10 protein-coding genes are annotated in these 24182 nt (G+C 75.7%); 5 read left to right on the top strand and 5 right to left on the bottom strand.

Annotation, left to right across the window (positions count from 1 at the left end):
- Positions 1-110: 110 nt before the first annotated feature.
- Complete coding sequence (locus ACSMXW_RS13120; protein ID WP_485806352.1) at positions 111-1193, bottom strand: trypsin-like serine peptidase; 1083 nt, start codon at positions 1191-1193, stop codon at positions 111-113.
- 403 nt (positions 1194-1596) lie between these two features.
- Between ACSMXW_RS13120 and ACSMXW_RS13125 the strand changes: the two genes are divergently transcribed.
- Positions 1597-3090 (top strand): alkaline phosphatase family protein, encoded by a 1494-nt coding sequence (locus ACSMXW_RS13125; RefSeq protein WP_485806354.1) that lies wholly within the window; start codon positions 1597-1599, stop codon positions 3088-3090.
- 145 nt (positions 3091-3235) lie between these two features.
- Here ACSMXW_RS13125 and ACSMXW_RS13130 read toward each other — a convergent pair whose 3' ends face one another.
- Both ACSMXW_RS13130 and ACSMXW_RS13135 read right to left on the bottom strand, forming a co-directional pair.
- Positions 3236-4105, bottom strand: coding sequence for an alpha/beta fold hydrolase (locus tag ACSMXW_RS13130; protein WP_485806356.1), 870 nt, complete (start codon positions 4103-4105; stop codon positions 3236-3238).
- A gap of 619 nt (positions 4106-4724) precedes the next feature.
- On the bottom strand, positions 4725-5834 hold the full coding sequence (locus tag ACSMXW_RS13135; protein WP_485806358.1) for a methyltransferase domain-containing protein: 1110 nt from the start codon (positions 5832-5834) through the stop codon (positions 4725-4727).
- Between the two features lie 432 nt (positions 5835-6266).
- Between ACSMXW_RS13135 and ACSMXW_RS13140 the strand changes: the two genes are divergently transcribed.
- The 3 genes from ACSMXW_RS13140 to ACSMXW_RS13150 are packed head-to-tail and all read left to right on the top strand — an operon-like array spanning position 6267 to position 18072.
- A complete protein-coding gene (locus ACSMXW_RS13140) occupies positions 6267-13652 on the top strand; it encodes an SDR family NAD(P)-dependent oxidoreductase (RefSeq protein WP_485806359.1) in 7386 nt (2461 codons plus the stop codon).
- A complete protein-coding gene (locus tag ACSMXW_RS13145; protein WP_485806361.1) occupies positions 13652-16501 on the top strand; it encodes a hypothetical protein in 2850 nt (949 codons plus the stop codon). The genes ACSMXW_RS13140 and ACSMXW_RS13145 overlap by 1 nt, the downstream gene beginning before the upstream one ends.
- Complete coding sequence (locus tag ACSMXW_RS13150; RefSeq protein WP_485806363.1) at positions 16498-18072, top strand: PfaD family polyunsaturated fatty acid/polyketide biosynthesis protein; 1575 nt, start codon at positions 16498-16500, stop codon at positions 18070-18072. Before ACSMXW_RS13145 ends, ACSMXW_RS13150 begins: the two co-directional genes overlap by 4 nt.
- A 674-nt stretch (positions 18073-18746) precedes the next feature.
- Here the strand turns inward: ACSMXW_RS13150 and ACSMXW_RS13155 are convergent.
- Together ACSMXW_RS13155 and ACSMXW_RS13160 are read right to left on the bottom strand one after the other, a co-directional pair.
- Positions 18747-21215 carry an MFS transporter gene (locus ACSMXW_RS13155; protein WP_485806365.1) on the bottom strand — a complete coding sequence of 823 codons (2469 nt, stop codon included), beginning with the start codon at positions 21213-21215 and terminating at the stop codon, positions 18747-18749.
- Between the two features lie 804 nt (positions 21216-22019).
- Complete coding sequence (locus ACSMXW_RS13160) at positions 22020-22994, bottom strand: NAD-dependent epimerase/dehydratase family protein (RefSeq protein WP_485806367.1); 975 nt, start codon at positions 22992-22994, stop codon at positions 22020-22022.
- A 238-nt stretch (positions 22995-23232) separates the two neighbouring features.
- Here ACSMXW_RS13160 and ACSMXW_RS13165 point away from each other — a divergent pair, with 238 nt between their 5' ends.
- Positions 23233-24129 (top strand): polysaccharide deacetylase family protein, encoded by an 897-nt coding sequence (locus ACSMXW_RS13165; protein ID WP_485806369.1) that lies wholly within the window; start codon positions 23233-23235, stop codon positions 24127-24129.
- Positions 24130-24182: the final 53 nt, after the last annotated feature.

The raw sequence follows: 24182 nt of genomic DNA on the forward strand, positions 1-24182 counted from the left end.
TTCGGGGCTCCGCCCCGGCCGGACGAGGAGCACGGGGCTGGACCCGACCGTAAGGCCGCGCCCCCGGGTCGGCGGGGGCGGAGCCCCACAGTAAGGCTGCGCCCACGCGCCTACTGCTCCTGCGCCGCGCGCTCGTAGAGCGGCCGCGTGATCGCCGAGCTGAACTGCGGCCCCACGAGATAACGGACGCAGCCGTCGTGGGAGTCGATCGGGCAGGGCTCGCCGGCGGCGTCGAAGAACGCGCCGTGCGTGTTGTCGCCGACCACGGTGCCCAGGCCCGTCGCCGGGTCGAGGCCGGTGATCCGGGGGCCGCCGCTGGAGCCGCCGCCCATGACGCACGGCAGGCCGAACTGGCCGGGCGGCTCGGGGAACTCGGGCGTGCCGGGGTCCTCCCTGGCCTGGCCGGTGCAGTACGCGAGGCGCTCACCGGTGTACTCGGGGAGCCCCGCGCGGGCGGGGTCGGCGCTGGCGCGCGGGTAGCCGAAGGAGTAGCCGGTCACGCCGCCGGGCCGGTCGAAGCCGATCTTCTGTGCGGCACCGACGGCGGCCTGGAGTGTCTGGCCCCGCTCGTTCGGGTTCAGCACGACGAACGCCTGGTCGTAGGCGTCGTACGTCTCGCTGTGCTGCTGGTCGTTGGCCAGCCAGGTGGCGTCCACGACGCCGAGCCGGCCGACGAACCTGCCGTACGGCGCCTGGCCGTCGTGGTAGCCGGGCACGAACATCTCGTTGGCCACCCACTGGTTGTCCTCGCCCAGCAGGTCGGTGTTGTCGACGCAGTGGCCCGCGGTCACCACCGTGCTGCGGTTGGCGCTCTGGACGACGGTGGCGGTGCAACTGCTGTCCTCGCCGTGGTCGGTGAAGAACAGCCGCCCCGTGGTCCTGGGCAGCATGGTGCCGGCGGTCCAGGGCGCGCCGTCGGGGCCGCTCGTGGGCGGATTGCCGGACGTCGGCGTGGTGAGCGCGGCGATGCGCTCGGGGGTCCAGTAGTCGAGCACCGCCTGCTGCTCCGCGGCGGTGACCGCTTGCTGATGCGTCGCCACCTGGCCGCCTGCGGCGGTGTGCGGCGCCGCGTCGGCGGGGGTGGTGGCCAGCAGGGCGGCTCCGGCGGCCGCCGCCGCGAGGGCCGCCGCGGTGATCGGCCGCCTGCGGGTGCTGCTGTGCGGGCGTGGGGAACGGCTCGGTACGTTCGGCATGGGGCGGAGGGTACGGAGGGGGTGTCAGGAAGCTGTCAGCTTCCTGACAGGAGCCGATGAGGATCCGCACACACCGCCGATCCACGACGCCCGCCCGTCCGCGCCCCACCGATCCGCAGCCCCACGATCCGCGGCCTCACCCCCTCCGCGGCCCCACCACACCGCGGCACCGCGATCCGCAGCCCCACGATCCGCGGCCTCACCCCCTCCGCGGCCCGCGATCCGCGAGATGTGGTCCGCCCCAACACCCGGTGTACCGCAGGCGATTCCTGTGCGGTACATCCATCCGTTCAGAGGAACTTCCGGAACCGGTCATCCCGCTCCCACGTGACCCGCCCGTTCGGCGGGCGAGTGTGTCCGAGCCCCCCAAGTCGGCCATCGGGCCGAACTTGAAAGGACTCCCATGAACAGCACTCCCCAGGAGCAGAACCCGAGGACCAGGCTGACCCGCCGCAGACTGCTGGGCTCCGCGGCCACGGTCGCCGGGCTCGCGGCCGTGGACTCCGCACTGCCCGCCAACATCCGCAACGCCGTCGCCGCGGGCCCGGTACAGGGCGGCAGGCTCTCCGACATCGAGCACGTCGTCCTGCTGATGCAGGAGAACCGCTCGTTCGACCACTACTTCGGCACCCTCTCGGGCGTGCGCGGCTTCAGCGACCCCACGGCGGCGAAGCTGCCGAGCGGCGACCCGGTCTTCAAGCAGCCCGACCCGACGGGCCCGCAGGGGTACATGCTCCCGTACCACCTGGAGACGAAGACCACGTCCGCGCAGGCCATCCCCTCCACCAGCCATGCGTGGGACGTGCAGCACGCCGCCTGGAACGGCGGCAAGATGGACAACTGGCTGCCCGCGCACCGCGCCGCCGACGGCAACACCAACGGCCCCTACACCATGGGCTACTACACCCGCGAGGACATCCCGTTCCAGTTCGCCCTCGCCGAGAACTTCACCCTGCTCGACAACTACCACTGCAGCGTCTTCGGCCCCACGCACCCGAACCGCTACATGTGGATGAGCGGCACCATCGACCCGAACGGCCTGGCCGGCGGCCCCTGCCTGGACAACGGCGCACCGACGGGCACCTACTCCTGGACCACGTACCCGGAGCGGCTGCTCAAGGCGGGGGTGAGCTTCAAGTTCTACCACCAGCAGCCGGACGGCACCGGGGTCGACCAGATCCACCACATGAAGCAGTACATGGCGCTGTCGCCGGACTCGGAGCTGTACCAGCGCACCGTCGCCACCTCGCCGGTCGGGCAGTTCCAGTACGACGCGCTGAACGACAGGCTGCCCACGGTGAGCTGGATCTTCCCGCCCGGGGGCCAGGACGAGCATCCGGCCAACCTGCCGGCCGCCGGCGCCGGCTTCGTGTCGAGCATCGTGGACGCCATCGCGGCCAACCCCGAGGTGTGGCGCAAGACCGTCTTCATCCTGTCCTACGACGAGAACGACGGCCTCTTCGACCATGTCGTGCCGCCCACCCCGAAGGCGGGCACGGCGGACGAGTTCGTCACCAGGAAGTCGCCCACCGGCGTCGACGGCGCGGGGCTCCCGGTCGGCCTGGGATTCCGGGTGCCGTGCATCATCGTCTCGCCGTGGACCGTGGGCGGCTGGGTCAGCTCGGAGACGGCCGACCACACCTCCCAGCTCCGCTTCCTGGAGGCGGTCACCGGTGTGCGCGAGCCCAACATCAGCGAGTGGCGGCGCAGGACCGTGGGCGACCTGACGTCCGCGTTCCGGTTCGGCAGCGCGAAGAAGGCACCGGTGCTGCCCGACACCACCGGGCAGTACAACCTCGCCCAGTACGAGGTGAGCCAGCTCCCGAAGCCGACGGTCCCGCCGGCCACCCAGCGGATGCCGCGCCAGGAGCCGGGCTCCCGCCCGCACGTCTCCTGACCTCGCGCGTGTCCTGACGAAGTCCATCCCCCCGAGGACCCGCGCGCCCTGACGCCGCGCCGGACACCCCGGCGCCGTCCGGCCCTCGCACCCCGGGCCCGTTCCCACCGCCCACCCTCCGCGGTGGGGACGGGCCCGGCCGCGGCTACGCCTTGAGGTGTCTGCCGAGGAAGTCCCGGATCAGTGCGGCGGTCTCGTCGAGGGCGGACTCCAGGAGGAAGTGGCCGCCGTCCAGGAGGTGCACCTCGGCGTCGGGCTGGTCGCGGCGGAACGCACGGGCGCCGTCCGGGCCGAAGATCGGGTCGTTCCTGCCCCAGACGGCCAGCACCGGCGGGCGCCGCTCGCGCAGGTACTCCTGGACGCGCGGGTAGAGGGGCAGGTTGGTGGCGTAGTCCCTCAGCAGCTTGAGCTGGACGGCGTCGTTGCCGGGACGGGAGACCATCCGGTGGTCGTGGTGCCAGGTGTCGGGATCGACCAGCGTCACATCGGGGACGCCGGTGACGTACTGCCACCTGATCATGTCGAGGCCCAGCGCCGGGGCGAGGGCCGCCGCGTTCTCCGGGCTGGGGTCCTGCTGGTAGGCGACGATGGGCTGCCAGAAGTCGGGGACGAAGCCCTCCTCGTAGGCGTTGCCGCTCTGGGTCACCACGGCGGTGACGGCGTCCGGCCGCGACAGGGCGAGCCGCCAGCCGATCGGGGCGCCGTAGTCCTGCACGTAGAGCGCGTAGCCGGCCAGCCCGAGCTGGTCGAGCAGGCCGGCGGTGTGCTCGGTGAGCGCGTCGAAGGTGTAGTCGAAGTCGTCGGCCGACGGCGCGTCGGAGAAGCCGAAGCCCAGGTGGTCGGGGGCGATGAGGTGGAGCCGGTCGGCCAGCAGCGGGATCAGGTGGCGGAACATGTACGAGCTGGTCGGAAAGCCGTGCAGCAGCACCACGGCGGGTGCGTCGCGCGGCCCGGCCTCCCGGTAGAAGAGCTGCCGTCCCTGCACGGTCGCGAAGCGGTGGTGCACCTCCGCCATGTCCTCGTCACCCTCCTCGGGCCGCTGTGGGATCTTCCGGTTTGTTCGGTTTTCCCATATTGCGTCATACGCCGGAACGGACGGGCGCGCCGCGCCGCGCCACACCCCGCCCCGCCCCGGCCCCGTGGAGGCACGGAGGACCGGGCGGCAGGGGAGGCCGTGGACAGGGGCGCGGCCTGACGCTCGGGGGCCGACCCTGGTACCCCCGGGGGGGCGCGGGGCTGTGCCCTGGGGGCACCTCCACGCCCTTGAGGCAGTGGGGGAGGCTCCGCCGCGTGGGCGCGAGCGACCGCCCACCCGCCGGTGGTCCGGCCACGGCAGGAACAGCCCCATCGGGACGGTGACGACCCGACTGTCCCGTCGTGGCTTGTCGCGCAGTTCCCCGCGCCCCTTTCAGGCGCGGCTGCGCCCCGAAAAGGGGCGCGGGGCTGCATCGATACGCGGCTTCGCCACGTGGGCGCGAGCGACCACCCACCCGCCGGTGGTCCGGCCACGGCAGGAACAGCCCCATCGGGACGGTGACGACCCGACCCCCTCCTCGGGCGGGTCGCGCCCACGCGACGGAGCCGCACGATGTCGCGGCCCCGCGCCCGTGGGGCGGGCCGGGGCGCAGCCCCGCCTACCGGGGCGCCGGGCCGGGGCGGTCCAGGACCAGCGCCGCGTAACCGCTCGCCCGCTGGACGGCCGTGTGCGCATGGACGACGGCGGCGAAGCGGAGCCAGTCGTGGCCGGTAAGGGCGGACAGCGCGGGCCACCGACGGCACAGCAGGCGCCGGCCCGCCCCGCTGCCGCTCAGCCGCGCGCAGAGCTGGGCAAGGCGCAGGAAGCGGCCGGTGACCTGCCGGGTCCAGTCCAGGGTGCGGCCGACGCGGAACCCGATGTCCAGGGCGTGGCGCCGGTAGCGGGCGAGCGGCTCGAACGTCTCGAAACGCCAGGTGTCGCGGACCAGCCGCCCGGGGTCCGCGGCGGCGATGCCGGCCACCGGGTCGCCGGCCCGCCAGACGAAGTCCACCAGCACCAGCCGCCCGCCGGGCGCCAGCAGCCGGTAGGCGTCCTCCAGGAAGGCACGGCGGCCGTCCGCGCCCAGGTGGAAGGCCGCTTCGAGGCAGTGCACCTTGGTGAAGGCACCGTCCGCGAAAACACCGTCCGCGACCGCACCTTCCACGAACGCGCCCTCCGCGACGGCACCTTCCACGAACGCACCGTCCGCGACCGCACCATCCGCGACGGCACCTTCCACGAACGCACCATCCGCGACCGCACCATCCGCGACCGCACCTTCCACGAACGCGCCGTCCATGCGGGCATCGGCCCCGCGGACCCGTCCGCCGCCGCCCGCCGGCGGGCGGCGCCGCAGCGCCGTGAGGTCTCCCGTGGTGAACCGGACGCCGGGCTGCCTGCCGAAGCGTCGTTCCGCCTGCGCCACATGGGCGTCCAGCAGGTCCACCCCCGTCACCCGGCAGCCCCGCCGGGCCATGAGGCTGCTGCTGTGTCCGCGGCCGCAGGCGGCGTCCAGGACGCGGTCGCCGGGCGTCAGCCCGAGCAGCCCGGTGGAGCGGGCCACCAGCCGCCGCTGGAACGGCGCGAGCCCGCCGGCCGCCAGGACCGGCAGGGTGCCCGGGGTCCAGTAACCGAGGTTGAGCAGGTCGCCCCAGCCCATCGGCTCCAGCACGCGGAAGAGGACGTTGCCGGGCCCGTAGGCGTCCAGGACGGTGCCGGGACCTGTCATGGGGCGCTCCCTGAGCAGTACCGGGGGCCGGGTCCGAAGCGACGAGCCCCGACGCGACGAGGGCGGCCCGCAGCGCACCCCTGGGGCCGCCCGGGTCCCGGCAAGCCTGGCACCCGCCCGCCGGCCCGGTAAGCGCGGGCGGCAGGCGCACGGGAGTGCGGCGGCGGGGTGGACGCGCGGTACAGGGCGCGCGCGTGCAAGGGGCCGAACGGGTGACTTCCGTGCGCCGTGTGCGCGCTCCGGTGAAACGGTTTGCCGTCGTTTGCCCTCCGGACGGCCCGCGCATTGATGTGGACGGCGGCCCGGGCCCGTGCGCCCTGGAGCGCCGCGGAGGGCGCCGTGCGCGGGCGCCCCGGCGGCGCCCGCGGGCCGCCGCGTTCGTGCTCGGCACAGCCGAACTCCACAGCCAACGAGGGGCGGGTGCACACGCACATGTCGGACGACGAGGCCGTCAAGGGCGCGACGGGTGCCGCTGGTGCCACGAGCACTGCGGACACCACGGGCACCGACCGCCGGCTGGCCCGCGATCCCGTGGCGATCGTGGGCCTGGCGGCCCGGTTCCCGAAGGCGTCGGACGTCCGGGAGTTCTGGGACAACATCGTCTCGGGCCGGGACTGCTCGGACGTCGTGCCGGAGAGCTGGTGGAACACGGAGCACCACTACGACCCGGACCCCTTCGCCGAGGACCGCACCTACTGCAGGCGCGGCGGCTTCCTCACGCCCGAGATCTTCGACCCGCGCGAGTTCGCGATGCCGCCGAAGATGGTCGACTCCACCGGCCTGGTGCAGCTGCTGAGCCTGGTGGTGGCCAAGGAGACGCTGCACGACGCGGCGGGCGCCAGGCAGCGGTGGCACGACCCGTCCCGCACCGGTGTGATCCTCGGGGTGTGCGGCACCAACAGCACCCTGGCGCCGCTCGCCGCCCGCCTGCTGGTGCCCGAGCTGAAGCAGACCCTGCTGGCCTTCGGTCTGCCCGAGGAGACGGTGGAGCGGATCGTGCGGTCCCGGCTCGCGGCGCTGCCGCCGTGGACCGAGGACTCCTTCCCGGGCATCCTCGGCAACGTCGTCTCCGGCCGGATCGCCAACAAGCTGAACCTGGGAGCGGCCAACCACACGGTGGACGCGGCCTGCGCCAGCTCGCTCGCCGCGGTGCGCGCCGCCGTCGACGAACTCCTCGGCAGGCGCGCCGACGTGATGCTCACCGGCGGCTGCGACGCCGACAACTCGATCATCTCCTTCATGTGCTTCAGCAAGACGCCCGCCCTGTCGCTGAGCGGCCGGGTGCGGCCCTTCGACGCGGCGGCGGACGGCACGCTGGTCGGCGAGGGCATAGGCATGCTGGCGCTCAAGCGCCTCGCGGACGCCGAGCGGGACGGCGACCGGATCTACGCGGTGCTGCGCGGCCTGGGCAGTTCGAGCGACGGCAACGCGAAGAGCATCTACGCGCCGAGCGGCGAGGGCCAGCTCCGCGCGCTGCGGCGCGCCTACGCGGACGCGGACTGCGCCCCGTCGTCCGTCGCCCTGATCGAGGCGCACGGCACCGGTACCCCGGCCGGCGACGAGGTCGAGCTGACCGCGCTGAACGCCCTGCTGGCGGTGCCGGACGACCACCATTACGCGGCCGTCGGCAGTGTGAAGTCCCAGGTCGGCCACACCAAGGCGGCGGCCGGCGCGGCCGGGCTGATCAAGGCCGCGCTGGCCCTGCACCACCAGGTGCTGCCCCCGACCATCAACGTCACCGAGCCGCGCGCCCAGACCGCCGCCGCCGACAGCGCGCTCTACGTGAACACCGCGGCCCGGCCGTGGCTGCGCGAGGCCACCCGCCCGGTGCGCAGGGCCGGGGTCTCGGCGTTCGGCTTCGGCGGGGTCAACTACCACGCCGTCCTGGAGGAGCACCCCGGCACCCGCCCCGAGCCCGGCACCCATCCTGAGCCCGGCACCCGCCCCGAGCCCGGCACCCATCCTGAGTCCGGCCGCGGTCAGGAGACCGGCACCCGCCCTGCGTCCAGCAGCCGTTCCGAGCCCGGTAGCCGCCCCGAGCCCGGCAGCCGCCCCGAGTCCGGCGCCCGCCCCGCCTCCGGCTCCGCCGCCGGGCGGCGGCACGCCCTGCACGAGACGCCCCGCCCCTGCCTGTGGCACGCCCCCGACCCGGCGCTGCTGCTCCAGCGCCTGGAGCGCGGCGACCCGCCGGACACCACCCCGGCCCCCGCCGGACACGCGCGCCTCGGCCTGGTGGCGAAGGGCGCGCGGCAGTACGCCGAGCTGGTGGCCCTCGCGGTACAGCGGCTGCGTGACACGGTGACCGGTGCGGAGAGCTCGGGGGACGCCGGGGACACGCGGGGTGCCGGGGACGCGGCCCCGGCGGACGGCTGGAGTCACCCGCGCGGTGTCCACTACCGGCGCCGTGCGCTGCCGGACGGTGTCCGGGTGGGGGCGCTGTTCGCCGGGCAGGGCAGCCAGTACGCCGAGATGGGGCTGCACGCGGCCCTGGCCCTGCCCCCGGTGCGGGACGCCTTCGAGGCCGCGGGCGCGGGCTTCCCGGCCGCCGACGGCCTGGCCCGCGCGGTCTTCCCGCCGCCCGGCACCGGGGACGCGCAGGCGCACGGGGAGCGGCTGCGGCGCACCTCGTACGCTCAGCCGGCGATCGGCGCGCTCGCCATGGGCCAGTACACCTGGCTGCGGGAGCTGGGCTTCGCACCCGACGGCGTCCTCGGCCACAGCTTCGGCGAGCTGACCGCGCTGTGGGCCGCGGGCGTCCTGGACGACACCGCGTTCACGTCCCTCGCGCGCGCCCGCGGTCGTGCCATGGAGCAGCCGCCCGGGCAGGACGCCGACCCCGGCGCGATGGCCGCCGTGCGGATCCGGCGCGACGCGCTGGACGAGGCCCTGCGCTCCCACCCCGGCCTGACGGTGTGCAACCACAACGCCCCGGACGAGCACGCCCTCGGCGGCCCGACGCCCACGGTGACGCGGTTCCTCCAGTGGTGTGCCGCGCGCGGACTGCACGCGGTCCGGCTGCCGGTCGCCGCCGCCTTCCACACGCCGCATGTCGCGCACGCCACGGCGGCGTTCGCCACCGCGTGCGAGGCCACCGCCTTCGGCACACCCGGGGTGCGGGTGTACGCGGGCACCTCCGGCGCGGTGTACGGCACGGACCCGGCGGCGAACCGCGCGACCCTGGTGGCCCAGCTCAGCCGCCCGGTGGACTTCGCGGCCCGGCTGGAGGAGATGTACGCGGACGGGGTGCGGGTGTTCGTCGAGTTCGGCCCCCGGCGCACCCTGACGTCCCTCGTGCAGCGCACCCTGGGTGACGGTGCCGTGGAGGCGTTCGCCTGCGACGGCGGCCCGGGGACGGACGGCTGTGCCTCGCTGATGCAGGCCGCGGTGCGGCTGTTGGTGCTGGGGCTGCCGCTGACCGGTCTCGACCGGTACGCGGCGCCGCCCCGCCCCGAGCGGCCCGCCCCGTCCGCGGTGGCCCGCCGCCTCGAAGGCCCGCTGTTCGCGGTGGAGCGGCGGCGGCCCGCCTACGAGGAGCTGATGGCTCGGCTGACGGCGGAGGCGGCTGAAGCGGCGCAGGCCGCGGAAACGGCCACGGCGGCGGAAGCGGCCTCGGCGGCGGAAGCGGCCACGGCGGCGGGGGACGGCGCGGAGGCGGGGGACGGCGCGGCGCCGCAGGCGGGTGCGGGGGCTGCCGGGGCTGCCGGGGTCGCGGCGGCGGAGGCCACGGGTGCGGCGGGGGCGGCGGACGGCCGCATCCCGGCCGGGCAGGGCGACCCGGTCCCGGCGGGGCGAGGCGCCCCGGCCCCGCCCGGGGAGGACGACCCGCTCTCCCGTGCCGCCGCCGAGCACCTGGCGGCGCACACCCGTTACCTGGACGGCCAGGTGCGCACCGCGGACCGGCTCACCGAGCTGTTGCGCGACGGCGCCGCGGGCGGCCGGGAACTCGACCCGGCCCTGCTCGCGGCGGTTCGCTCGGTCACCGAGCACAGCGTGGCCCTGGGCAAGGCCCACGCCCGGGCCGGCGAGGCGGTCCGCGACCTGCTGCGCCCCCCGGCGGAGGGCGCGGCCGCGGGCGGGGCGGTGCGGGACGGCACGGTGGGGGCGGTGCGGGACGGCACGGTGGGGGCCGGGCCGGGCGCGGACGGCACGGTGGGGGACGGCACGGTGGCGTATCTTCCGGGCGTGGACGGCGCCGTGGCGGGCGATGAGGTGTCCCGGGCGGGCGGGGAGGAGTCCCACGGGCTTACGGCCGACGGCGCACCGGCCGACGGCACCCCGCCCGGCGCGGCCGCTCCCGGCGGTGGCGACCCGGCCGGCCTGGAGAGCCCGCCCGCCGCGGATCCCGGCGCCGGCGACCAGGCGGCGGACCCCATGGGCGGGAACGTCTCCGCGCTCGCGGAGCTGTGGGCGGCGCGGCAGAACACCGAGACCGCACAGCCCGTCGCGCCGGACATCGCGGACCTCGACCCCGAGGAGCTGGAACGGGAGTTCCGCACCGTGATCGCCGAGAAGACCGGCTACGACCTGGACATGATCGAGCCGGACATGCACATCCAGGAGGAGCTGGGCATCGACTCCCTGAAGCAGGTGGAGATCGCGGCCGAGATGTGGCGCCGCTACCCGGTGATCAGCCGGAGCGAGCTCTACCGCTTCAGCGAGGCCAAGACCGTCCGCCAGCTCACCGAGCTGGCCCAGGACATCCTCCTCAACCCCCAGCCCCAGCTGCGCAGTCCGGCCCGGCACTCCGGCACGGGACGCACCTTCGTCACGCTGGCGGACCTCCCCGCCCCCGACGTCTGCTCCGACGCCTTCGCCGACCAGCCGCACGCGCTGCTCCTGGACGACGGCGGCGACCTCGCCGGCACCGTGGCGCGCGCGCTCGCCGACGCCGAATGGCGCGTCACCCGCCTCCGCCTGCCCGGCGCCGCGTACGGCGGTCCCGAGACGGCCCCGGCCACGGCGCTCGTGCCCGCGCCCGCGCCGGAGCCAGGCCCCGCGCCCGCAGCGGCAGCCGACAGCGGCACCGCCACCGGCACCGGCACCGGCACCAGCACCAGCACCAGCACCAGCACCAGCACAGACGAGCCGGGCCCCGAGCCCGCGGCGGACCACGCCGCCGTACCGGACACCGCGCCCGCCCTCGCACCGGGCGCGGAGCACACCGCCGCACCGGACCCCGGCCCGGAAGCCACCGCGGAGCACGGACCCTCCGAAGCCCCGGAGGCCGCCGAACCCACCGGGCCTGCCGTATCCGGAGGGTCCGCCGTGTCCGCCGAGCCCACCGACTCCACGGAACCCACCGTGCCCCCGCCGCCCGCCGAGTCCACCGTGCGGCTGGCCGACTGGAGCGAGGGCGCGTTCGAGGCGGCGCTGGCCGGGATCCTGGCCGCGACCGAGCGGCTCGACCTGTGTGTGCTGCCCGTCAGCCGGGGCACCGACGGCGACGTGGACACGCTCGTGCGGCGGCTGCGGCACGCCGTCCTCGTCGCCAAGCAGGTACGGCCCGCGCTGGAGGCGGCGGCCGCCACCGGCACCCGGGCCGGTCTGGTGGCGGTCACCCGGCTCGACGGCGCGCTCGGCCACGCGGGCTCCGGCGGCGACACCGCCGCGGCCCTGGCGGGTGGCCTCGGGGCGCTGGTCAAGACGGTGGCATGGGAGGCGACGACGCTGTTCTGCCGCGCCCTGGACTTCGCCCCCGCGCTGCCCGCCGCCGCGGTCGCCGAGGCGTTCACCGCAGAGCTGGCGGACGTGGCCACCGACGTCCGCGAGGTCGGCATCGACTCCCGCGGCCGGCGCACCCCCCGGCTGGCGCCGGCGCCCCCGGCCGAGGCCCCCGCGGCCCCCGCCGCCGTGCCGCCGTCCGAGCAGGACCTGCTGCTGGTGACCGGCGGGGCCCGGGGCATCACCGCCTGGTGCGTCGACGCCCTCGCCCGGGACCACCGGTGCGGCTATGTGCTGCTGGGCCGCACCCCGCTGGAGCCCGAGCCGGACTGGGCCGCGGGCCTGACCACCGGCGAGGAGCTGACGGCCGCCCTGGAGAGGCGGGCCCGCGAGGAGGGCGAGGACCCGGCGGCGGGAGCGGTGGCGGACCGCATCGCGCGGGACCGCACCCGGCTGCTGCAACAACGCGACGTCCGCGGCCAGGTCGAGGCGCTGCGGGCCAAGGGCGTGGAGGCGGTGTACGCGGCCGCGGACGTGCGCGACGCCGACGCGGTGGCCGCCGCCCTCGCCCCGTACGCGGACCGGGTCACCGGCGTGCTGCACGGCGCGGGCATCCTGCGGGACCGGCCGCTGTCGGAGGCCACCGCCGAGACCGTCGCCTCCGTCGTCGACACCAAGCTGACCGGCCTGCGGAACGTGCTCGCCCCGCTGGACCCCGGCAGGCTGCGGCACCTCGTCCTGTTCTCGTCGGTCTCGGCCACCTCCGGCAACGTACGGCAGGCCGACTACGCCCTGGCCAACCAGGCCATGAACATGTTCGGCTGCGCCTTCCAGGCAGCCCACCCCGGCTGCCGTGTGGTGCCCATCGCCTGGGGCCCCTGGGAGGGCGGCATGGCCTCCGCCGTGCAGAAGGTCTTCACCGACGCCGGCCTCCCCGTGCTCTCCCGCGAGGAGGGCTGCCGCTACTTCCTCGCGGAGCTGGGCGCGACGGCGACGGGGGCGGGCGGTACGGGGGAGGACTCGGGTACGGACGACGGAAGCGGCACGGACGACGGAAGCGGCACCGGCGGCGGAAGCCCCACGGACCACGGGAGCCGCACGGACCACGGAAGCCGCACGGACCACGGAAGCCGCACGGACCACGGAAGCCGCACGGACCACGGAAGCCGCACGGACCACGGAAGCCGCACGGACCACGGAAGCCGTACGGAGAAGGGTGCCGGCGGCGGGGTGGTCGTCGTCGGTCCGACCGCCGACCTGTTCCGGCGCTGCGACCGGCTGCCCGAGGCCGGGCTCACCGCGTACCGCGTACTCAAAGGCCTGGGCGAGGCGCCGCTGCTGCGCGACCACCGCATCGGCGGCGCCCCGTTGCTGCCCATGACCGCCGCCGTCGGCTGGGCCCTGCACACCGTCGAACGCGCCCACGGCGACAGCCGCCCGGTGAGCGAGTGCCGCGACTTCCGCATCACCCGCGGCCTGCCGCTCTCGCCGGGGCACCCCGAGCGGTTCCGGGTCCGGCTCACCCGCGACCCGCAGCCGGAGCTGGCGGACCGGCTCACCCGGGTGCGCATCCAGGACGCGGGACCGAGCGGCGCCGCGCACTACGAGGGTGGCTTCCTGCTCTCCGACGAGCTGGAGCCGGCCCCGTCCGTCGACCTGCCCCCGTACCACTGCGGCCCCGAGCCGCATCCCGGCTACACCGACGGCAGGCTGTTCCACGGGCCGACGCTGACGGGCCTCCGGGACGTCCTGGCGAAGGAGCCCGGCCACCTGGTGGTGAGCGCCCGGATGCCCGACACCGACCTGGCGCGGGGCGCGTACGCGGGGCGGCTGCACAGCCCGGCCCTCGCCGACCTGCTCCTGCAGACCGGCCTGCTGGCGCTCCTCGACCTGACCGACGAGGACGCCAAGCCGCTGCCGGTGTCGGTGGAGCGGGTCACGTTCTACGCGCCGCTGCCGGACGACGCGCCCTTCGCCGTCGTCGCCGACGTGGCGGACCTGTCCACCTCGGCGTCGATGTTCTCCACGCTCACCCTCACCGCGTGCACGCCCGAAGGGCGCGTCCTCCAGCGGTGGGAGGGCCTGCGCACCCTGTGGATCGACCATCCCGACGAGCACGTCACCGACTTCGTCGGCGGCCGGGGCGGGGGTGCCTGATGGACGAGCTGACCTTCGACGGCGTCCCTCTCCCCGAGGCGGCCACGGCGCCGGCCCCACCGGCCCCGGCGCCCGAAGCGCCCGAAGCGCCCGCGGCGCCCGAGGCGCCCGCGGAACCGGCGCCGGACGTCCCCGCACCGGACGCGACGGCGCGTCTCTCCCCCGCCGTCCGTATCGCCGCCCAGGTGCAGCGGGCGCACGCCGCGGTGCTCGACGCCCACGGAGCCGTCACGGCATGGCAGCTCGCCCGGGTGACCGGGACGGCAACGGCACCTCCGCCGGGGCCCGCCCCGGCCACTCCGCCCACCGCGGCCGGCCACGCCACCGTCCGCGCTCAGGCCCCCGCCACCACGGCGACCGCCGCACCCACCGCACCCACCACACCGGCCGGGACCGCCGGGCCGGCCGACGAGCCCACCGACCCACCACGCGCCCGTTCACGGCCACGCGCCGAGGCACCGCCACCCGCCGAGGCACCGCCACCCACCGGGAACCAGCCACCCACCAAGACAGAGCCGGCCACCGAAGCACAACCACCCACCGCGGACCGGCCACCCGCCAAGACAGAGCCGGCCACCCGGGACCAGCCGCCGACCGAGGCCCCCGTGCCCCCACATCCCCCCTCCCCCACCGCCTCAAGGGCCGCGGAGACACCCCCGGGCACCGCGAAAGCCCTCCGTGCCCTGGCCGCCGCCCTGCACACCGCCGGGCCGGAGGCGAGCCCCGCCGCCGTCACCCTCACCTGGCTGCGCCCCGCACCCCAGCACCCCACCGACCCGCGGGTGGCCGCGACGGACGGGGGCTGGCGGGTGCTGGACGGGGCGGGGCCCCTGGCGGAGGCCGTCCGGGCGGACGGTGAGGCGCGCACCTGGCCGCCCCGCCCGGTGCTCCCGCACCCGCCCGACCCCCGGCCGCTGGCCCGTACCCGGGTGACCCGGCTGGCCGCCGCGGAGCTGGACACGCTGGCCGGGGGAGGATTCGCGGCGGTGTTCGGGACGGCGTTCGACCAGAGCGGGGGGCCTCCGGACGCGCTGCCCGCCCCCTGGCCCGGGCGCCTGCTGGACGACCTCACCGTCACCGGCCCCCGCGACGGCGCCCACGCCCAGGGCCGACTGCTGGCCACCACCCGACTGCCCACGAGGCCCACGACGCCCGCCCGGCCGCCCGGACCACCCCCCGCCGACCCGGCCCCCGCCCCCGCCGCGGCGGCCTGGGCGCACCTGGTGGCCGCGGCGCTGGAGGCGTTGCGGGTGCACGCGTTCCGGCAGGGGCTCCACCTGTGTGTGCCGGGTGCGCGGGCGGTCCCGTCCGCCGGGCGTCCGGTCCTGATCGAGACGCTCGGCCCCCCGGCCCCACCCGGTGCCGTGCTCCGCCTGGAACTGCACGTCTCCGGCACCGGCATGCTGCCCCTGCCGTACGCGACCGCCGACTGCGAGGTCACCGCGGACGGCCGGCCGCTGGCACGGCTGTGGGACCTGGGCGTCACCCTGCGACCGGGCCCGGGTGTCAGCCTGATGGAACGGGCCGGCAGCAGCCCGCGCACCGGTCCGGCGGGCCGCCGGGTCGCGCTCGACGAGTTGCAGGTCGCCTTCATGGCCGAGGGCGACCACGGCACCGTGCGCATCCCCGGGCTGCCCCGGGTGACCGCCCGGGTGCGGCCCCGGCTGCCGCGCGGCGACCTGCGTATGACGGACCGCATGACCCGGCGCCCGGGAGGCGCCGGGTACCGGCCGGGTGCCGAGGGCACGTGGGAGTACGACGTGCCCGAGGACCCGTGGTTCGTACGCGAGAACAACGGGACGCTGCCGCAGCTGGCCCTCATGGAGACGGCGCTCCAGCCGGCGGGCGGGTTCAGCGGGGCGCTCGGGGTGTCCGGTGAGTTCCCGGACCAGAGCCTGAGCTGCCGCAACCTGACCGGCCGGATCCGGCTGCTGGCGGACGTCGGACTGCGGTCCGCGACGGTCGAGCAGCGCATCACACTGCGCGCCCACTCCCCGCTGCCGGACGGCATCATGCACCGGTACGGGATAGCGCTGCACACGGCGGGACGGGAGTTCTGCACCGCCGAGGCCGTGCACGGCTTCCTCACCCCGCGGCTGCTGGCGGGGCAGCAGGGCCTGGACGGCGCCGCGCCGCGCCGGCCCTGGCTCGACGTCCGCGCCCCGGACCCGGCCGGCGCCCGCCGGCTGCGCCTGGCGGACGACGCGCGGCTGGGCCGCGGCCGGCTCGCGCTGCTGGACGAGGTGTGGCTGGTGCCCGGCGGCGGCGTGCACGGCGCGGGGTACGCGCTGTGCGACAAGCCCGTGCGGCCCGACGACTGGTTCTTCGAGCAGCACTTCCCGTACGACCCGGTGCTGCCCGGCTCCGTGAGCGTGCAGATGCTGTACCAGGCCGTGCACGCCTTCGCGCTGCACACCGGCCTGCTCGACCACCTGCACGAGCCGCGGATGTTCCTCGCCCTGGGCGAGGAACTGCGCTGGAACTACCGCGGGCAGATCCTCCGTGAGCACCGGCGGATCCGCGGCGAGGTGCACATCCGACTGGTGCGCCGCGCCGGGGACCGCGTCCTGGTGTGCGCCGACGGCAGCGTGTGGCGCGACGGGACGCGCATCTACGAGGTGGAGAACATCGCTGCGGACTTCCACCCGGCGGACGTGGCCACCCCGGCACGGGAGGCCGCGGACTCCGCCGCCGCGCACGCCGGCACACAGGCCCAGGCCCAGGGACAGGCACGGACACCGGCACCGGCACCGGCACCGGCACCGGCACAAACACAGACGCTGACACCGGCACAAGCACAGGCACCGGGGCCGGGGCCGGGGCCGGCGCGGGAGGGTGGCGCGTGGTGAGCGGGGTGGTGCGGCACGACGCGGACGGGGTGTACGCGGTCCTGGCCGATCTCGAACGCCCCTGCTGGATCGTCAGCCACGGCGGCCGGCTGGGTGCGCTGCCCGAGCCACCCGCGCCGGGCAGCGGCATCACCACGCTGGCGGTGGCCGCCCCGCAGCCCCCGGAGCGCCTCGGCGCGGCGGATTTCCGGCGCCACCACGGGGTGCGGCACTCCCATATGACCGGGTCGATGGCGGCCGGCATCTCCGGCGAGGACTTCGTCGAGGCGCTGGCCCGGGCCGGGCACCTCGCGTCGTTCGGCGCGGCCGGGCTGCCGGAGGCACGTCTCGACGCGGCCCTGGGGCGCCTCGCGCGCACCCTGGGCGAGGCGGGCCACGCCTACGCCTGCAACCTCATCCACAACCCGCTGGATCCGGCCATGGAGCGGATGTGCGTGGACGCGTGCCTGCGGCATGCGGTGCGCTGCCTGGAGGCCTCGGCGTTCGTGCAGCTCACGCCGGACCTGGTGCGGTACCGGGTGGCCGGTCTGCGGCGCGATCCGGGTGCGCCGGGCGGGGTGCGGGCCGAGCACCGGATCGTCGCCAAGGTGTCCCGGCCGGAGGTCGCCGAGCTGTTCCTGCGGCCCGCGCCGGCCGCGCTGGTGGCGGACCTGGTGGCGCGCGGCCTGGTCGGCGCGGAGCAGGCGGAGCTGGCCCGCGCGGTGCCCATGGCGGACGACATCACCTTCGAGGCGGACTCCGGCGGCCACACCGACCGCCGTTCCCTGACGGTGATGCTGCCGACGCTGGTCCGGCTGCGGGACCGGGTGGCGCGCGAGCACCCGCGGCCGGCGCCGGTGCGGATCGGTGCCGCGGGCGGCATCGGCACCCCGGAGTCGGTGGTGGCGGCGCTGGCGCTGGGCGCCGCGTACGTGGTGACCGGGTCCGTCAACCAGGCGACCGTGGAGGCCGGCACCTCACCCGGCGTCAAGCGGCTGCTGGCGGCCGCGGGCCCGGCCGACTGCACCATGGCGCCGGCCGCGGACATGTTCGAGCAGGGCGTCCAGGTGCAGGTGCTCGCCCGCGGCACCATGTTCGCCGCGCACGCCGCGCGGCTGCACCGGCTGTACCGGGACCACGCGGGCCTGGCGGACCTGCCGGCCGAGGAGCGCCGCCAGCTGGAGGGGCGCATTCTGCGGCGGGGTGTCGACGAGGCGTGGCGGGACACCGCGGGCTATCTCGCCGCGCACCATCCGCGGTGGCTGCGGCGCGCCGAGTCCGATCCCAAGTACCGGATGGCGATGGTCTTCCGCTCGTATCTGGGGATGGCCTCGCGCTGGGCCGCCGAGGGGGTCGCGGAGCGGCGGGCCGACTGGCAGGTGTGGTGCGGGCCGGCCATGGGGGCGTTCAACGCGTGGACGGCGGGCAGTGCGGTTGCTCTGCCGGAGGCGCGGCGGGGGGCGGTGGTTGCCGGACACCTTCTGCGGGGCGCCGCCTTTCACGCCCGCGTCACCCAGCTCCGTCTCGCCGGGGTCCACGTCCCGGCGTCCTGCGCCCACTACCGCCTGCCGGCGGCCCCCGCGGTCCCCTGAACGGCCCCCGGCACGCCCCACCGTGCCCCCGTTCCGCGCAGTTCCGCGCAGTTCCCCGCGCCCCCTTTCTTGCGCCTTCGGCGCATTTTCGGGGGTGCCCCCTGGCGCCGTGGAGCCAGCGCGGGTCCGTCGTGGCTGGTCGCGCAGTTCCCCGCGCCCCTTGTGAGCGCCTTCGGCGCATCGGGGGCCCTGAGGCCGTGGCCACAGCGCGGGCTCGTTGGTGCTGGTCGCGCAGTTCCCCGCGCCCCTTTCCGGGCTGAGGTCGTCGTACGTCCACACGGTCACCTGAAGGGGGTGCCGGGAACCGCACGAGTAACCCCAGCAGACCCACGGACACCCACAACCCGAAGGGGCACCCCCCAACGCGCCAAAGGCGCCGAAAAAGGGGCGCGGGGAACTGCGCGAGCGGCCACGACGAACCCGCAGACACCCACAACCCCAAGAGCCACCCCCCAACGCGCCAAAGGCGCCGAAAAAGGGGCGCGGGGAACTGCGCAACCAGCCACGACGAACCCGCAGACACCCACAACCCCAAGAGCCACCCCCCAACGCGCCAAAGGCGCCGAAAAAGGGGCGCGGGGAACTGCGCGAGCGGCCACGACGGACCCGCAGACGACGGCGGCCCCGGCGGCCGCCCACTGTGGGCGGCCGCCGGGGCCGGGGTACCGGGAGGCTCAGTCCTCGTGGCTCAGCTCGATGTCGAAGCCCTCACTGCCGTCCCGCCCCAACGTGAACCCCGTGGACCGCGGCGGATACCCCCCGGCGACCACGGTGTAGTACCCGTCCGGCAGATCGGTGAAGGCGTACGCCCCGTCCTCCCCGGTCGTCCGGTGCGCCAGCACGTTCCCGGCGGGGTCGAGCAGGGTGACCCGGATGTCGTTCAACGGCGCGCCCTGCGCGTTCCGCACGGTCCCGCTGATGAGCGCCGCGGGCCGCAGCTCGATGTCCTGCTTGCCCTGGGACGCGTTCTGCAGGTCGACGGTGAGCGCCGTCGGCTGGTACCCGTCCGCGCTGACGGCCAGGGTGTAGAGCCCGGGCGTGAGGTCGGTGAGCCGGTACGCGCCGGACTCGTCGCAGCGGACCGTTCCGGCGACGTCGCCGCGGGCGTCGGTGGCCACCACCAGCGCACCCCCGATCGGCGTCCACTCGGAGTGCACCGTGCCGGTCAGGCCCCCGGAGGCGGCCAGGCTCAGGTCGAAGGCGGTGGGCGCGGGGCCGACCGCGACGGTGGCGACGTGCGGCTGGTGCCCCGGGGCCGAGGCGATCAGGACGTACGAGCCCTGGGCCGGGGAGGCCAGGGTGTATCCGCCGTCCGCCGCGGCCTGGGTGCGGGCGAGCTGGGTGCCCGCCGGGTCGATCAGGGTGACGGCGGCGCCGGGCACCGGGTGCCCGGCCGGGTTGAGCACATAGCCGTGCACCTGGGCGCCCTGACCGCCGGCGGCCGCGGCCTGCCCGGCGAGCGCGGTGGCGGTCGCCGGGGCCGCGGGGGCCGGGCCGGCGGCACCCGCCTGCGTCGGGATCGCGGGCTTGGCGTGCTGGGGCCGCGGCCGGGTGGGCAGCGGCTCGGGGGCGCGCTCCGGTGCGGGTGCCGGGGCGGGCTCCTCGGCCGGCGCCGCGTGGGCGTGCGCGGCCATCGGCCGGCCCGCGCGGTAGACGATCAGGGAGACCAGCAGTCCGGCGGCGAAGAACCCGGCGGCCCACCAGTAGGCGGTGGAGTAGCTGTGCAGCGACGCGAGGACCGGGAGGTTGCGCAACCCGGCGTGGCTCCGGGCGTAGTCGGTGGCGGCCGTGGCCGCGATGGTGTTGAAGAGCGCGGTGCCTATGGAGCCGCCGACCTGCTGCATGGTGTTCACCATCGCCGAGGCCACACCCTGGTCGCGGCGGGCGACACCGAGCGTGGCGAGGCTCATCGCGGTGGGCATCACCAGGCCGAGGCCGAAGCCCATGATGATCAGCGGCGGCAGGACGTGCGCGGGGTAGGTGCTGTTCAGGTCGAGCTTGGTGAACAGGATGAGGGCGGCGCCCGCCGCGGCCATGCCGAACGGCACCACCGGCTTGGGGCCGAGCCGCGGGACCAGCAGGTTCACCGAGAGCTGGGCGGTGACCATCAGCGTGCCGACCATCGGCAGGAAGGCGAGGCCGGTCTTCACGGGCGTGTAGTGCAGGTTGAGCTGGAGGTAGTACGTCAGGAACAGGAAGACGCCGAACATGCCGGTACCGGCGATGAAGACGCTCATGTACGAGCCCGCGCGGTTGCGGTCGGCGAGCACCCGCAGCGGCAGCAGGGGGTGCTCGGCACGGCTCTGCCACACCACGAAGAGCAGGAGGAGCACGGCGCCGGCGGCCAGGAAGGCCCAGCACATCCAGTTGCTCCAGTCGTGCGTCTCGGCGTTGGAGAAGCCGTAGACGACGCCGAAGAGGCCGGCGGCCGCGAGCAGGGTGCCGAGCAGGTCGAGCTTGGGCCGCTCGGCGGGCATGGCGCTGCGGACGAAGACGAGTGCGCCGATGACGGCGAAGACGGCTATGCCGTCGTTGACGTAGAGGGTCCAGCGCCAGTTGAGGTGCTCGGTGAGCACACCGCCGAGCAGCAGGCCGATCGCACCGCCGGAACCGGCGATGGCACCGAACACACCGAACGCCTTGGAGCGCTCCTTGGGGTCGGTGAACGTGGTGGTCAGCAGGGAGAGCGCGGACGGCGCGAGGATCGCGCCGAACATGCCCTGGAGTGCGCGGGCGACGACCAGCATGGTGAAGCCGTTCGCCGCCCCGCCTATCGCGGAGGCGGCGGCGAAGCCGACCAGGCCGATGATGAAGGTGCGCCGGCGGCCCAGCAGGTCGGCGAGCCGCCCGCCGAGCAGCAGCAGGCTGCCGAAGGCCAGCGAGTAGGCGGTGATGACCCACTGGCGGCCGTTGTTGTCGAAGTCGAGGGCGCGCTGGGCGGAGGGCAGCGCGATGTTCACGATGGTGGCGTCCAGCACCACCATGAGCTGGGCGAGGCCGATCACGGCCAGGGCCCACCAGCGGCCTGACGGGTGCTCCTCGGCCACTCCGCCCGGTGGGGCCTCGGCTGCCGTCCCGCCTGGTGCGGCCTCGGCGGCCGGTGCGGCGGCTTCGGCGCGCACCTGGACGGTGGATGATGACATGACTGGGAGCCTCCAGTGCGGTGCTCGTGCTGTTGTGCCGGTGCGGAGCCCGTCGCGCCGTGGGCGGTGGCCCGGCGGCCGGTGCCGCCGGTCATCGGCCGGGTGACCGGTGACTGCGGTCGGGGGCCGGGCGGCCGGTGCGCCGGGGAAGAGTCTGCCGGACGCCTCCGGCGGCCGTTGACCCGGTGTGCCGTGAGCTCGGTCTCCGCCGTCTCCCCCGGCGGTCCTCGGCCCGGCACCACCCGGCTCGGCGTCCTGCCGTACGGGGCTCCGGCGGGAGGGGCCCCTCCCGCCCCTCTGTGAACTTAGGGAACGTTACCGTCTCGTACGGTGAAGAGTAGGTTCTGCCCTGGGCCAAAGGCAAGCGCACCGGAACGGCATCGTTCCCTAACCGGATGCCTCACCGCGGCGCCCGCGCCCCGTTGTGCGGCGTTCACACCCCCCACGCGCGGGGCCACGCCCCCCGCGGGCCGCCCGCCCCCACCGATTATGCCGGTCACACCTACCCACCGCCGCGACGGGCCGGGGGCCGAAACGTGAACGGCACACCCGACCCGCGACACCGGGGTGTGACCACCCCGCACGACACCCGGACATGACCGCCTCCAGCACCCCTCCCACCGCGGCGGCGAGAACCCCCGACGGACCGGAGCGGCGGTGTCGAACCCACCCCGCCCACGACCGGCCCGGCACCGCCGAGCACACCGAGTGTGGTTGCTCACCACTCCGCCGGGACGAGGCGGACCGGAGCACGCGGAGCTCAGGACCCGGGGCCGAAGGCCCGGGGGTGGGCCGGGGTGTGGCCTACGGTTCGGTGGGTGGGGGTGTGATGTGGCCGTCGGCCACCAGCGCACGGACCGCCTCCGCCGTCGCCTCCAGAACCGAGTACCGCGGCCGGAAGCCGAGAAGGCGCGCCGCCTTCTCCATGGAACAGTGCGGGCTGTACTCCAGGTGCGTACGGGTCGTCGCCGCCTGCTCCGCCGGCACCGTGCGCGCCCACTCGTCCAGTGGCAGGAAGCCCAGCTCGGCCTCCCGCCCGAACCACCCCGCCGCCGCCTCCGCGTACCCGCGCAGGGTGACCGCCCCGGCCGCCACGGCGTGGAAGCTCTCGCCGACGGCCACGGACCGGTTGGTGACGGCCGCCAGGAACACCCCCGCCACGTCGGCGGCGTGCACATGCTGGAGCGTCTCCATGCCCAGGTTGGGCAGCACCACCCGCCTGCCGTCGGCGAGGTCCTGGAAGACACCGGTGTCGAGGTGGCCCGCGGGGTTGATGGGTGCCCACCCGGGGCCGGTGATGTGTCCGGGGTGGATCACCGTCACGGGCAGCCCCTCGCCCCGCGCCCGCGCGAGCAGCCGCCTCTCGATGGCGGCCTTGTTGATGCCGTACACGCCCAGGGGCCGGCGCGGTGAGTCCTCCGTGGTGGGGACGGCCGCACTCGGGCCGTGCACCCAGATGGTGCCGCAGTGCAGCAGGTGCCCGACCCGCCCTGCCAGGGCGTCGGCGAGCTGCTCCGCGCTCTCCTCGGTGAAGCAGATCAGGTCGATGACGACGTCCGCGCCGAGCCGCGCGATCCGCTCGCCGAAGTCCCCGGCGGCCTCCTCCGCCGACCGGTCGGCCTCGACCGTCCGGACGTGCCGCCATTCGCCGCCGGACGGGTGCGGATAGGGCCGCCGCTGCCCGCGGCTGAGCACGATCACCTCGTGCCCGCGGGAGACCAGGAGCGGAACGAGATAGGTCCCGATGTGGCCGGTGCCACCTATGACGACGACGCGCATCGCCCCACCTTAGCCCCGCCCCCCGCGCCCGGACCGGCGGGCACCTCGCCTGGTCGCCGCCGAGCACCGTCCGGCCTTCGGGGGGCCGCCACCGGCACCGCACGCCGGGCCCTGCCTGCACCGCAGACCGGGCCCCGCCGGTCCCGCCGAGCCCCACGGCGGGAATTCTGGGAGAATGCGGGGCAAAGCGCCCGAACATCCCGTCCCGGAGGGACCGCATGGAAGTGGCACCCACCCCATGACCACGCCGAACGCCTTCTGGCCGGACGGTGCCCGGCTGGCCGTCACGATCTCCCTGCGGTTCGCGGCGGGCGGCCAGCCCATCAGCGGCGCTCCCGGCCCGCTCGCCGAGCCGGTCCTGCCGGGCTTCCCGGACCTCGGGCAGAACAGTTTCTACGAGTACGGCGCCCGGGAGGGCGTGCCCCGCCTCCTCGACCTCTTCGACAAGCACGACGTCAGGGTGAGCGCCTACCTGGTCGGCGAGGCGGTCCGGCGCCACCCGGACGTGGCCCACGAGATCGTGCGCCGCGGGCACGAGGCCGGCGCGCACGGGCTGAGGTGGCAGCGCCAGTACCACATGGCCCGCCCGCAGGAGACGGCGTGGATCGCGGAGACCGTCCAGGCCATCCAGCAGGCCACCGGCACCCGCCCCACCGGCTACGCGAGCCCCTGCATGCGGCCCGGCGTCAGCACCCTCGACATCCTCCAGGAGCTGGGGTTCCGGTACCACATCGACGATCTCTCCGCCGACGAGCCGTTCCTGCAGACCGTGGGCGGGAAGCCGTTCGCCACCGTGCCGGACACGGTGCACCTGAACGACCTCGTCGGCTTCGGCTTCCCCGGCTTCGACCCGGCCGCCTACGAGCGGCACCTGCTCGACGAGTTCGAGCAGCTCCACGAGGAGGGGGCGCGAAGGCGCCGCATGATGGTCATCGCCCTGCACGACCGGGTCTCCGGCCGCGCGTCCCGGGTCCGGGTGCTGGACCGGGTGCTCGCGAGGCTGCGCGAACGGGACGACGTGTGGTGGGCGCGCAAGGACGAGATCGCCGAGTGGGTCCTCGCCCGCCCCGAGAGCGCCGCATGGGTCGGCCGCGAGCCCGCCCCGATCAGCGGCCTGCCCGGACCGGGCGCCTGAATCGGGCCCGGGGTCTCGTCCCGGCCGAGCGGCCGGGGTCCCTGTCCGGGTCG

This window comes from Streptomyces sp. DSM 116793 (assembly GCF_057320905.1).